At 71.5% G+C, this 12,061-nt stretch carries 11 protein-coding genes; 4 read left to right on the top strand and 7 right to left on the bottom strand.

The genetic code is table 11. From position 1 onward, the window contains the following. Window positions 1–30 precede the first annotated feature (30 nt). Both QSJ97_RS05485 and QSJ97_RS05480 read right to left on the bottom strand, forming a co-directional pair. Window positions 31–1,173, bottom strand: a complete 1,143-nt coding sequence (locus tag QSJ97_RS05485) for a hypothetical protein (RefSeq protein WP_285670636.1) — start codon at window positions 1,171–1,173, stop codon at window positions 31–33. Window positions 1,174–1,406: 233 nt separating this feature from the next. Next, window positions 1,407–2,123 (bottom strand): pyrimidine 5'-nucleotidase, encoded by a 717-nt coding sequence (locus QSJ97_RS05480; protein WP_285670635.1) that lies wholly within the window; start codon window positions 2,121–2,123, stop codon window positions 1,407–1,409. 84 nt (window positions 2,124–2,207) lie between these two features. Between QSJ97_RS05480 and QSJ97_RS05475 the strand changes: the two genes are divergently transcribed. Together QSJ97_RS05475 and QSJ97_RS05470 are read left to right on the top strand one after the other, a co-directional pair. Continuing rightward, a complete protein-coding gene (locus tag QSJ97_RS05475; RefSeq protein ID WP_285670634.1) occupies window positions 2,208–3,041 on the top strand; it encodes a class I SAM-dependent methyltransferase in 834 nt (277 codons plus the stop codon). 193 nt (window positions 3,042–3,234) lie between these two features. Continuing rightward, window positions 3,235–3,990 (top strand): GNAT family N-acetyltransferase, encoded by a 756-nt coding sequence (locus tag QSJ97_RS05470; RefSeq protein ID WP_285670633.1) that lies wholly within the window; start codon window positions 3,235–3,237, stop codon window positions 3,988–3,990. A gap of 88 nt (window positions 3,991–4,078) precedes the next feature. Here the strand turns inward: QSJ97_RS05470 and QSJ97_RS05465 are convergent, their stop codons facing one another. Next, entirely contained in the window at window positions 4,079–4,636 is a 558-nt protein-coding gene (locus tag QSJ97_RS05465) for a hypothetical protein (RefSeq protein ID WP_285670631.1), read from the bottom strand. Between the two features lie 172 nt (window positions 4,637–4,808). Here QSJ97_RS05465 and QSJ97_RS05460 point away from each other — a divergent pair, with 172 nt between their 5' ends. Together QSJ97_RS05460 and QSJ97_RS05455 are read left to right on the top strand one after the other, a co-directional pair. After that, window positions 4,809–5,378: a hypothetical protein gene (locus tag QSJ97_RS05460; RefSeq protein ID WP_285670629.1), complete on the top strand. Its 570-nt coding sequence runs from the start codon at window positions 4,809–4,811 to the stop codon at window positions 5,376–5,378. A 49-nt stretch (window positions 5,379–5,427) separates the two neighbouring features. Then, window positions 5,428–7,140: a methyl-accepting chemotaxis protein gene (locus QSJ97_RS05455; protein WP_285670627.1), complete on the top strand. Its 1,713-nt coding sequence runs from the start codon at window positions 5,428–5,430 to the stop codon at window positions 7,138–7,140. 30 nt (window positions 7,141–7,170) lie between these two features. Here QSJ97_RS05455 and QSJ97_RS05450 read toward each other — a convergent pair whose 3' ends face one another. From QSJ97_RS05450 to mdoH, 4 genes are all read right to left on the bottom strand, one after another. After that, complete coding sequence (locus QSJ97_RS05450; protein ID WP_285670626.1) at window positions 7,171–8,025, bottom strand: D-amino-acid transaminase; 855 nt, start codon at window positions 8,023–8,025, stop codon at window positions 7,171–7,173. A gap of 28 nt (window positions 8,026–8,053) precedes the next feature. Next, window positions 8,054–9,037 carry an N-acetyl-D-Glu racemase DgcA gene (gene dgcA, locus QSJ97_RS05445; RefSeq protein ID WP_352231054.1) on the bottom strand — a complete coding sequence of 328 codons (984 nt, stop codon included), beginning with the start codon at window positions 9,035–9,037 and terminating at the stop codon, window positions 8,054–8,056. After that, entirely contained in the window at window positions 9,034–10,029 is a 996-nt protein-coding gene (gene dgcN / locus QSJ97_RS05440) for an N-acetyltransferase DgcN (RefSeq protein WP_285670624.1), read from the bottom strand. Before dgcN ends, dgcA begins: the two co-directional genes overlap by 4 nt. Before the next feature lie 186 nt (window positions 10,030–10,215). Next, window positions 10,216–12,057 carry a glucans biosynthesis glucosyltransferase MdoH gene (gene mdoH, locus QSJ97_RS05435; RefSeq protein WP_285670623.1) on the bottom strand — a complete coding sequence of 614 codons (1,842 nt, stop codon included), beginning with the start codon at window positions 12,055–12,057 and terminating at the stop codon, window positions 10,216–10,218. Window positions 12,058–12,061 lie beyond the last annotated feature (4 nt).

Here is a 12,061-nt window from a genome sequence, read left to right as displayed (position 1 = left end):
CCGCGCGGGCACCGGCGCCGGCCGGCCGCCTCAGCGCCGGCGGGCCACCGGCATCAGCAGGATCGTGGTCGCCATCATCAGGACCAGCGAGACCTTCGGCACCAGGGTCGGATCGGACTTCATCATCCGCCTGGCCTTGCCGAAATCCCATTTCGCATCCGGTTCGGGATCCGGCGCGCGCACCTTCTCGGGCTTGAAGGCCGGGTTGGGCTTGAACTGGATCTCGAGCGTGAGCGAGACCTTGGCGGTGTATTCGGTCTTGCCCATCTTGCCCTTCACCGCCTGGCTGCCGAGCGCCGCCTTGATCTTGCCCTGCTGCGGCTCGAGATCGACGTTGAAGCTCATGCCGTTCACTTCGGTGTTGACCACCGTGAAGCCGATATTGCCCTTCTTCTGCTCGATATCGAGGGTGAACTTCGACGAGAGCCCGCCGAGATCCCTGGTCATCTCGGCCTCTAGGCTCTTGAGATTGACGCTGGCATCCATGGTTCCGGGGCGCGTCGCCTCGCCGGCGATCTTGCCCTCGAGCCGGGCGATCACGATGAAGGGCCCGCAGGGCTGGGTCACCGTCTTGCTCACGCTCTTGTCGACATCGATCGTGAAGCTGGGCAGCGGCATCTCGGCGGCCGGCACCTTCACGCCGGCGACCGGCGCCACCTTCGGCGGGTTGATCCAGTTCGGCACCCAGATGCGCGGGCAGCGGATCTCGTAGCCCGCCGGCACGGGGAAGGCCTTGTCGACCCCGAGCAGCTTGGGGTTCTCCTTCCAGATCGCGTTGGCATAGACATCGTGGCCATAGACCTGCTCGGCGATCCGGAACACCGTCTCGCCCTTCTTCAGCCAGTGCGAGCTGCCGCCGCGGTTCTCGCCGTCATATTTCGCGGTGACGCTGGCGAAGGGGGTCTTGCCCTTCGGCGCCACCACCTCGATGCCGACGGTGAACATGCCATAGGCCGATTTCTGCTTGCCCCAGGCCTTCTTCATCACCCTGTCGTAGAGCGCGAGGATCTTCTTCTCCGGCGGCACCGGCCAGGGCTGCGAGGAGCCGGTGATCTTCGCGGCCTCCTTCTGCGTCGCCTTGTCGTTGAGCGCCGCCGTGATCAGCTTTCCCAATGTGGCCGAGGCGGATTTCTCGTCCTCCTTCAGCCGTTTCATGAATTCCGTATCGCTCACACGAACCTCCCCGCCGTCGCCGGCCCAGCGCCCGAACCAATGCCCCTTCCCCTGAGGAAACCGAGCCTATCAGACCCGGCGGGGCGTTTCATCGCGGAATGGCGGCTTGCCCCGCCATGCCGTCGCGCATGGCCGGCGATGGCGCGGTCAGGGGCGGCCCGGCGGCCGGCTCACGAAGCGTTGAGGGGGCCGTGTGCGGCGCGTGAAGGGCCCGCCCGCCGGGGTTCCGGCGCTCAGCCCGCCGCCTGCGCCTCGAGAAAGCGCGTGAGGTCGCCGATCCGGGCATCGACATGCGGGTGCTCGCCGCCGGCGTCGCGGTGGTCGAGCCAGACGGTGGTCATGCCGAGGCGCTTCGGCTCCACGAGGTTGACCACCGTGTCCTCGATCATCGCCGCCCGGGCCGGGTCGATGCCGGCCTCGCGGATCACGTGCAGATAGGCCGGCCGCTCCGGCTTCGGCACGTAGTTCTTGTCCTCGATGGCGAAGATCCGCTCGAAGGCGCCGGCCAGCCCGCGCGCCGCCAGCACCCGCTCGGCATGGCGCCGGGCGCCGTTGGTGTGGATCACCTTGCGCCCGGGCAGGCCGGCGACCGCTGCGGTCAGCGCCGGGTCGGGCCCGAGGCCGGAGAGATCCACCGCATGGGTCTCCTCGAGGAAGGCCGCCGCCTCGACGCCGTGATCCTCCATCAGCCCGTGCAGGGTGATGCCGTCGCGCTCCCAGTAATGCGCGCGCATCCGGTCGGCCTCGGCCTCGGAGACCTTGAGGAAGCGCATGATGAAATCGGTCATCAGCCGGTCGATCTGGCCGAGCAGCCCGGCCTCGGGCGGGTAGAGCGTGTTGTCGAGATCGAAGATCCAGGCCTCGACGCCCGCGATCCGGCACCGTTCCGCGCCCGATCCTGCGGGCGCCGCACCCGCGCCGCCCCTGCCCCGTGCGCCATCCCTGGCCATGCTGGACCCCTGACCCTGCCTTCGATAGGTTCCGCCCAGCCTCGCCCGTGTTGCGGCGCGGCGTCAAGCGAAGGGGTGCGGGACATGGCCGACATGAACGACTGGGAAGGCCGCCTCGGGCGCGCCTGGGCCGAGCTCAACGCGGCGACCGACCGCCAGCTTGCCGAGGTCGCCGAGATCCTCGCGGCCCGGCTCGAGCCGCACCCCGGCGAGCGCGTGCTCGATCTCGGCTGCGGCGCCGGCACCACCTCCGCCGGGCTCGCCGCCGCGGTCGCGCCGGGCGGCATGGTGACCGGGCTCGACATCTCGCCCGACCTGCTGGCGCTGGCCCGGCAGCGCCATGCCGGCGTGCCGGGGCTCGCCTTCGTCGAGGCCGATGCGGCGCGCCACGCCTTCCCGCCGGCCGGCTTCGACGCGCTGCATTCGCGCATGGGCTGCATGTTCTTCGACGACCCGGCCGCGGCCTTTGCCAATATCCGCACCGGGCTGATCCCCGGCGCGCGCATCGCCATGGCGGCCTTCGCCGACCCGGCCGACAACCCCTGGGCGACGGTGCCGATCGAGGCCGCCGCGCCGCTGCTCGAGCCGACGCCGCCGGCCCCCGGGGTGCCCGGGCCGTTCGCCTGGTCCGACCCCGCGGTGTTCCAGGCCGCGCTCGCCGCCGCCGGCTTCCGCGAGATCGCCCATGAGCCGCGCGAGGTGCGCTTCGCCATCGGCGTCGACGGGCCGGGCAGCCCGGTCGACCGCGCCATCGCGCTGATGACCCGGATCGGCGTGCTCGCCCGCCGCCTGGCGGTGGCGCCGGAGGGCACCGAGGCCCGGCTCCGTCCGCTGCTGGAGGCGGCGCTGGCCCCGCATGTCGATGGCGACTGGGTGCGCCTGCCGGCACGCTTCTGGCTGATCACCGCCCGCGCCTGAACCGCGCCGCAGGGTCATCCGGCCCGCCGTTCCGCCGGCGCCACAGCGCGGCGGCAAACGCGATCCGTTACGCAGCCGCGGCAAAACTCCGCTTGCGTCGGCCCGGTCGCGGATATAGCTGCGGAACAAGGCGCCCGCCTCGTCGCGGCGCCGGGCTGCGACGCATCGGGGCGCGCGAGCGGTGGAGGTGGCCATGTTCCGGGCGGGAAAATTCAGGGCACGGATCGCGCAGGGGGCGGAGGATATCCGCGCCTGCCAGCGGCTGCGCTATCTCACCTTCATCGAGGAGCGCGGCCTCGCCTCCTCGGCCGATCCGCACGGGCTCGACGCCGACGAGTTCGACCCCGCCTGCTCCCATCTGATGGTGGAGGAGACCGCCTCGGGCCAGCTCGTCTGCTGCTTCCGCATGCTGCCGCTCGAGAGCGGCTCGGAGATCGGCCGCAGCTATTCCGCGAAGTATTACGAGCTCTCCAACCTCGCAACCTTCCCCGGGCGCATGGTGGAGATGGGCCGCTTCTGCATCCACCCGGCCTGGCGCGACCCGAACATCCTGCGCGTCGCCTGGGGCGCGATGACCGCCTATGTCGACCGCGAGAAGGTCGAGCTGCTGTTCGGCTGCTCGAGCTTCTACGGCAACGATGCCGAGACCTATGCCGACGCCTTCGCGCTGCTGAAGGAGAAGCACATCGCGCCGAAGCGCTGGCTGCCGCGGGTCAAGGCGCCGAAGGTGTTCCGCTTCGCCCGCGCCTTCCGGCTGAGGAAACCCGACCTGAAGCTGGCGCTGAAGCGCATGCCCCCGCTCCTGCGCACCTATCTCACCATGGGCGGCTGGGTCTCCGACCATGCGGTGATCGACACCGAGCTCAACACGCTCCATGTCTTCACCGGCGTCGAGATCGGCAAGGTCCCCCCCGGCCGCGCCCGCATCCTGCGCCGCAGCCCGACCTGAGGCGTAGTAAACCTTATTCGTACGGTCGAATAAGTCGATTATATTCGCACCACCAGCCGTCTCCGAATCCGCCGCTGACAGCTTCCCTCTAGCATACCTCGATTTCATCTGGGGTTAGATTTTGAGAAATTTGCAACGGATCCACTGAAATTATTTTGTAATTCTCGCCCACATAGCCAAATGCACACAATATTTCTCGATCCGACATGGAAGCAACCGCAATCTCCACATGCGGGATGAAGGTACCGACGATGGTACCGCCGCGGAGCCGCCCATAGGAGGAGTGGAGTTCCAGATGCCCCGGCCGGCGAGCACTCCATTCGAGGCGCATGGCGAGCTCGCCCTCCTTGGCCTCCTGGCGCAGGATCACCTGGGCGACCGTGCGGCTGACGCGGCCCTGCACCGCGGCAGCGAGTCGGCGCATCAGGATCGTCCCGAGCGCGGGGCATCTCTCGCCCGAAACTAGGTCCGATGCGCCGGCGAGGTAAAGGTCCACCGCGCGGCTCACGCCGGCGCGGTTGCGCTCTTCTTGAAGTTGCGGCGCGATGCGCTCGGCAAGTTGGTCCATGCCATCGTCCAGCGTTGCCGCCCGGGCGACACCGCCGAGGCCAACGGCGAGAAGCACCGCCATCCAGATTGCACGCATGTGGCTCTCCCGAAGGACATGATTCGATACCGGAAACAATGATGCGCGGGCGCAGGCGCCGCCGCAACGTCAGCCACGGTTAACCGAACGCCAAGGCTTCGGCGCTAGCTCTGGTGGCGCAACGAAGCGCCGCGCGCGGCCAGCGCCCGGCCGAAGCACCGGGAGTCCGTCCATGCCGTTCCGCCGCCCTGCCCTGGCCCTCACCGCCCTGCTCGCCGCCGCCCCGGCCGGCGCCAACGAGTTCACGCCGCTGCTCGAGGCGCTGGTCGACAGCGATATCCGCGCCGTGGTGCAGGACCCGGTGCTGATCGCCGCGATTCGCGCCCAGAATGCCGAGACCGCCGGGCTGACCGAGACCGAGATCCTCGCCCGCGACCAGGACTGGCGCGCCCAGGTCGGCACCGCCGAGACCCCGCTGATCAACCGCGTGCTCTCCGGCCCGGCCGCCGAGCATCTGCGCGCCGCGGCCGAGGCTTCCGGCGGGCTCTTCACCGAGATCTTCGCGATGGACGCGGTGGGGCTGAATGTCGCCGCCTCCGGCGTCACCTCCGACTACTGGCAGGGCGACGAGGCCAAGTGGCAGGAGACCTTCCCCACCGGCGCCGCCCATATCGGCGAGATCGAGCTCGACGAGTCGACCCAGGCCTACCAGGCCCAGGTCTCCGTCGTGGTGCGCGATCCCGAGACCGGAAGCCCGATCGGCGCCGCCACCTTCGGGGTGAATGTCGAGCTCCTGCAGTAAGCTCCCCCGGGCCGCCCCGGCGCGCGCCCTGCCAGCACGGGAACCACCGATGATCCAGCGCAGAACCGGCGGCGGCGGGTCGCGCCTCGGCCTCGCCCCGAAGATCCTCCTCTACGTGGTCAGCGCGATCCTGCTCACGGTCGGCGCCGGCATCGGCACCGGGGTCTGGAGCACCTGGAGGCTCGCCGAGCGCGCATTGCAGGAGAAGGCGGCCGTGGTCAGCGGGCTGATCGCCGGCAATGCCGGCGGCGCCATCCGCTTCGGCAAGCTCGAGCCGCTGGCCGCGGTCTTCGACAGCATCATCGCCGAGAGCGCGGACTCGATCGCCGCGATCGCCGCCTTTGATCTCGAGGGCCGGCCGGTGCTCGCGCGCCGGGCGGAGGAAGCGGCCGGAGCGGGGGCGAGTGGGGAGAGTGCCCCCGGCGCGGCCATGCCGCTCGCCGCCGAGCACGCCGCCGTCGTCGCCCGGGTCGGCGCCACCGGCGCGCCGGAGCGCGATGCCCGGGGCGATGTCTATTTCCGCGCGGTGCGCTTCGGGCCCAGGGAGCAGGTTGTCGGCGTGGTCGCGGTGACCGCGGCGGCGGAACAGGCCCGCGCCGCGGCGATCGGCGCCGGGCTGCGGCAATCGGCAGCGGCGCTCGGCATCGGTGCGCTGGTCCTGGGGCTGGTCTATCTCGGGCTCAGGGGCGCGGTGTTCCGGCCGCTCGGCTGGCTCGCACGCGCCTCGACCGCGGCGATCACCGGCGAGGCGCTCGACCTGCCCGGGCGCGAGCGCGGCGACGAGATCGGCGCCGCCCGCCGGGTGATCGAGGAGCATGCCGAGAACATCCGAATCAATGCCGAAGCCGCCGAGCGCATCGCTCAGGGCGACCTCACCGCCGAGATCGCGGCGCGCTCGGAGAACGACCGGCTCGGCCAGGCGCTGGCCCGCATGGCCGCCTCGCTCAACGCCAAGCTGCATCGCGCAGCCGGGAATTCCGAGGCGCTGGCCGAGACCTGCCGCGCGCTCAACACCACCGCCGGCACGATTCGCGACGGCGCCGCGCGCCAGGCCGCCTCGGCGCAGGACGCCTCCGCCGCCATCGAGGAGATGACCGCGAACATCCGCCAGTCGGCCGACAACGCGGCCCAGACCGAGGAGATCGCCAACCGGTCGGCGGTGGATGCGCGGCGCTCCGGCGAGGCGGTCGGCAACGCGGTCGACGTGATGAAGACCATCGCCGAGAAGATCACGATCATCCAGGAGATCGCCCGCCAGACCGATCTCCTGGCGCTGAACGCGGCGGTCGAGGCGGCCCGCGCCGGCGCGCATGGCAAGGGCTTCGCGGTGGTCGCCTCGGAGGTGCGCAAGCTGGCCGAGCGCAGCCAGCGCGCGGCCACCGAGATCGGCGCGCTTTCGGCGCAGACGGTGACCGTCTCGGTCGAGGCCGGGCGCATGCTGGAGACGCTGGTGCCCAATATCGAGCGCACCGCGGGCCTCGTGCAGGAGATCTCCGCGGCGACCAGGGAGCAGAACATCGGCGCCGAGCAGATCAACCGGGCGATCCGCGATCTCGACCGGGTGATCGGCCAGAATGCCGAAAGCGCCGACAGCGCCGCCGGCACGACCGCGGGGCTCGCCGCGCGCTCGGAGGAGCTGCGCGCGCTGGTGGCGGAGTTTACCCTGGCGCCGGCGCGGAGCGGCGGCGCGGGCGAGGCGGCGCTCGACCGCGCCTTCCTCGAGGCGCCGGCCGCGGCCGCCCCGGCGCGGCGGCGCGCCTGAGCCCCCGGCGCGGCGGGGGCTCGCGGCGGCTCAGATGCTGGTCGCCTTGGCGGCGGCGATGTAGATCTCGCGCAGCCGCTTCGCCAGCGGGCCGGGCGTGCCCTCGCCCACCGGCACGCCGTCGATCTCGACCACCGGCATCACGAAGATCGAGGCGGCGGTGGAGAAGGCCTCCTTCGCCGCCTGCGCCTCGGCCAGCGTGAAGGGGCGCTCCTCGATCACCATCTGCGCCTCGCGCGCCAGCCGCAGCACGCTGGCCCGGGTGATCCCGTGCAGGATGTCGTTGGAGAGCTGGCGGGTGACGATGGTGCCCGCCCCGGTCACGATATAGGCGTTGTTCGAGCTGCCCTCGGTGACATAGCCGTCCTCGACCATCCAGGCATCGTCGGCGCCCTTCTCCCTGGCGATCATCTTGGCGAGGCTCGGATAGAGCAGCTGCGTGGTCTTGATGTCGCGCCGGCCCCAGCGCAGGTCCTCCACCGAGGCGACGCGGATGCCGGTTTCCGCCGCCTTCGGCGTCTCCAGCGCCTTGGCCTGGGTGAACAGCACCAGCCCGGGCTCGGCGCCCTCCGGCCAGGCGAAGTCGCGGTCCGCCGCGCCGCGGGTGACCTGCAGGTAGATCGTGCCCTCGGTCAGGTCGTTGCGGCGGATCAGCTCGCGGTGGATCTCCAAGAGCGCCGCGTCGTCCACCGGCGCGGCCATCTTCAGCTCGGCCAGCGAGCGATGCAGGCGCGCGACATGGCCCTCGAACTCGCAGATCCGGCCATCGAGCACCGACGTGACCTCATAGACCGCATCGGCCATCAGGAACCCGCGGTCGAAGATCGAAACGCGGGCTTCCTCCTCGGGCACATAGGCGCCGTTCACATAGACAATGCGGCTCATCCTCGTCTCCTCATCCAGGCGGTTCGGCTCAGCCCCAGAGCGCCGGCGGCGCCGGGTGGATGCCGGCCTCGTCATAGATCATCGGCGTGTCGCGGTCCTCGGCGAGCAGCAGCGGCGCGTCGAGATCGACCACCTGCGCGCCCTGCGCCGCCAGCACCCCGGGCGCCATCGACAGCGAGGAGCCCACCATGCAGCCGATCATGATCTTCATCCCCGCCGCCTCGGCCGCCGCCTTCAGCGCCAGCGCCTCGGTCAGCCCCCCGGTCTTGTCGAGCTTGATGTTGATCATGTCGTACTTGCCCGCAAGCGCCGGCAGCGTCGCACGGGTATGGGCGGCCTCGTCGGCGCAGACCGGGATCGGGCGCGCGATGCCGGCGAGCGCGCCGTCGTCATCCGCCGGCAGCGGCTGCTCGACCATCTCGACCCCGAGATCGGCGAGCTCCGGCGCGATCGCGGCATAGTCGGCGGCCGACCAGCCCTCGTTGGCATCCAGCACCAGCCGCGCCTTCGGGGCCCCCGCGCGCACCGCGCGCAGCCGGTCGAGATCGCCGGGGCCGCCGAGCTTGATCTTGAGCAGCGGACGATGCGCGTTGGCCTCCGCCGCGGCGCGCATCTTCTCCGGCTCGTCGAGGGAGAGGGTGTAGACGGTGAGCACCGGGCCGGGCTCGACCAGCCCGGCGAGCTGCCAGACCGGGCGGCCGGTGCGCTTCGCCTCGAGATCCCACATCGCGCAGTCGAGCGCATTGCGCGCCGCGCCCGCCGGCATCGCCTCCTGCAGCGCCGCGCGGGTCAGCCCGCCGGCAATCGCCGCGCGCATCCCCTCGATCTGGGCGGTGACGCTCTCGACGCTCTCGCCATAGCGCGAATAGGGCACGCATTCGCCGCGCCCCACCCGGTCGCCCTCGACCAGCCGGACCTCGACCACCACCGCCTCGGTGCGCGAGCCGCGCGAGATGGTGAAGGTTCCCGCCATCCGGAAACGGCGGGTCTCGACCTCGAGCGCGGCGCTCACAGCGCCTCGGCCAGGCGGCCGGCCCCCTGGCGGAACGGGTCGATGCAGGGCAGGCCGAGTTTCGCCTCGGTCTCGGCGAGATAGGCCATGGCATCCGCCTCGGACAGCGCGGCGGTGTTGATCGCGCAGCCGATCACGCGGCAGTCGGGGTTGACCCGCCGGGCGAGCTGCAGCGCCAGCGGCTGCAGGTCCTCGAGCCCCGGCACGTCGTAATGCGGCAGGCCGCGCATATGGGTCCGGGTCGGCTCGTGGCAGAGCACCAGCGCATCCGGCTGCCCGCCATGGATCAGCGCCATGGTCACGCCCGAGAACGAGGGGTGGAACAGGCTGCCCTGGCCCTCGATGACATCCCAGTGGTCGTCGTCGTTGTCCGGGGTCAGCGCCTCGACCGCACCGGCCATGAAATCCGCCACCACGGCATCGAGCGGCACGCCCTCGCCGGTGATCAGGATGCCGGTCTGCCCGGTCGCGCGGAAGCTGGCCTTGCGGCCGGCCTCCAGCATCGCCTTCTCGAGCGCCAGCGCGGTGTACATCTTGCCGCAGGAGCAGTCGGTGCCGACGGCGAGCACGCGCTTGCCGGTGCGCCGCTTGCCGTCGCCGATCGGATAGGGCCGGTTCGGCAGGCGCACGTCGTGCAGCATCCGGTCGTTGCGCGCGGCGGCATTGACCAGCGGCACTTGGTTGCGCAGCAGCGTGTGCAGGCCGGCGGCGACGTCCATGCCCTGCTCGAGCGCCTCGACCAGCACCTTGTTCCAGGCCTCGGAGATCACGCCGCCGCGGTTGGCGACGCCGATCACCAGCGTCTTGGCGCCGGCGGCGATGGCCTCGGGCACGGTCATGTCCGGCAGGCCCATATCGGCGTTGCAGCCCGGCAGGCGAAGCTGGCCGACGGCGGCGTCCGGGCGCCAGTCCCGGATGCCCTGGGCAACCTTGGCCGCGAGCGGGTCCGGCGCATCGCCGAGAAACAGGAGATAGGGTTGGGCGAGCGACATGGGTTTCCTCCGCCGGGCAGGGGGCCGCGTTGCGGACCGCGCACACGACGGGCGTCGCGCGGTCCGGGTTCGGCCGACCTTAAGCGGGAAGCCCGGCGATTGCCAATGAGGCCAGAGGGAAAGAATGCGTGGACCACCGGACCCGGCGGCAGCGGGCGCGGCGCGGCGCCGCTGCCCGCCCGGCGCTCAGGCCGCCCGCGCAGTCGTCTCGGGCTGCGCCACCCGGCCGAGCCGCGCCAGCATCTCCGCGCCGGCGATCTCCTCGGGCACCGCGCAGAGCCCGGTCCGCGCCGCCCAGGCACCGACCCGCGGCGCCGCCGACCAGACCGCGAGCGGGATCGCCAGCCCGAGCCCGAGCAGCATCGGCGCCGCCCAGAGCAGCAGCCCCGGCCCGACCATCCCCGCCAGCACCGCCGTCAGCACCGCGGCGGCCAGCATCTGCGGCCAGAGCCCGCGCGCCGCATCGCCCCAGGTCAGGCGGTAGACGTCGCGGTTCTGCCCGTTCCAGGTGACGGTTCGCCCGAACATCAGCCCGATCAGGAAGAGCGTCACCCGGAACGCCACCACCGGCGCCGTCAGCATCGAGAACACCAGCTCCACCAGGCCGCCGGCGGCAAAGCGCAGCCGCCCGCCATAGGCCGCGGCGCCGCCCCGGCGCAGCGCGATGTCGAGCAGCCCCGCCAGCTTCGGAACCAGGCTCACCGAGATCATCACGAAGAACATCGCGATGCCCATCGCGGCGTCCATCCCGGTATCGCCCTCGAACACCTTGGCGGCGGCGGCCAGCGTCATCAGCATCCAGGCCGGGCCGCCGAAATACATCATGATGGCGGCGAAGATCTGGAAGCGCGAGGTCGGCCGCAGGCCCTTCAGGCCGAGCAGCGACCAGTACTGCATGTTGCCCTGGCACCAGCGCAGGTCGCGCTTGGTGAAATCCTGCAGCGTCGGCGGGTTCTCCTCCCAGCTCTCGCCCTCCACCGGCATCACCCGCACCTCGTAGCCGGCGCGCCGCATCAGCGCCGCCTCGACCTGGTCGTGGCTGAGGATGTGCCCGCCGAGCGGCGGCCCGCCGGGCAGCAGCGGCAGCCGGCAGTGGCGGCGGAAGGCGCCCATGCGGATCGCCGCGTTGTGCCCCCAGTAGGGCCCGCAGTCGCCCTGCCACCAGGCCGCGCCCATGGTGAAGCTGCGCATGCCGTGGCGCATGCCGAACTGGAAGATCCGGGCGAAGGCACTCTTCGCCGGGGCGCCGACGACGAGGCTCTGCAGGATGCCGATGCGCGGATGCGCCTCCATGATCCGCACCATGCGCAGGATCGCCGGGCCGGACATCAGGCTGTCGCTGTCGAGCGGCACGAAGAGATCGTAGCCGAGCCCCGCGCCGGTCACGAAGTCGCGGATGTTGCCGGCCTTGAAGCCGGTGTTGTCGCGGCGCCGGCGATACTGCGCCCGGCTGCCGCCGAGCGCCGGGCGGAGCGCGGCGAAGAGACGCTCCTCCTCGGCGGCGGTCTCGGGGTCGGTGGTGTCGGACAGCACGTGGATGTCGAACTGCTGACCCCAGCCGGTCTCGTCGAGGCTCTCGCGGATCGCCACCAGCCGCTCGAGCGAGCGCAGCGGCGGCTCGTTGCGCAGCGTCATCACCACCGCGGTGCGGCTCTGGATCGGCGCGACGCTGTCGCCGGCGGCCAGATGCGGGGCGACCTCGGCCAGCCCGTCGCGCCGGCCATGCAGCAGCCAGAGGCCGAAGAGCGCGTTCCACATGCCCATCACGGTCCAGGGCGCGCCGACGAGGAAGGCGCCGAGAATCACCCAGTCGGCGATGCTGAGCCCGCCGGGCGCAAACACCGAATGGATCGCCCAGGCCAGCGCCGCCACGCTGGCGATGTTGAGCGCCAGCATCAGCGCCCGGCGCGTGGCGAGCACGCGCTTGTCCTGCAGGCCCGCCGGCGTGGTCTCCGGATGCTCCCGCTGCCGGCGCAGGCGGGAGAGGGGAAGGGGCGCCGTCCCCCCCAGATGGGTCTCGACGCTCATTGGA

Origin of the sequence: Paralimibaculum aggregatum (assembly GCF_030270585.1) — a bacterium.
In the GTDB taxonomy this organism is placed as follows: domain Bacteria; phylum Pseudomonadota; class Alphaproteobacteria; order Rhodobacterales; family Rhodobacteraceae; genus Thermohalobaculum; species Thermohalobaculum aggregatum.
The sequence above is the reverse complement of the archived record's forward strand: the minus strand, read 5'-3'. Positions and strand labels throughout refer to the sequence as shown.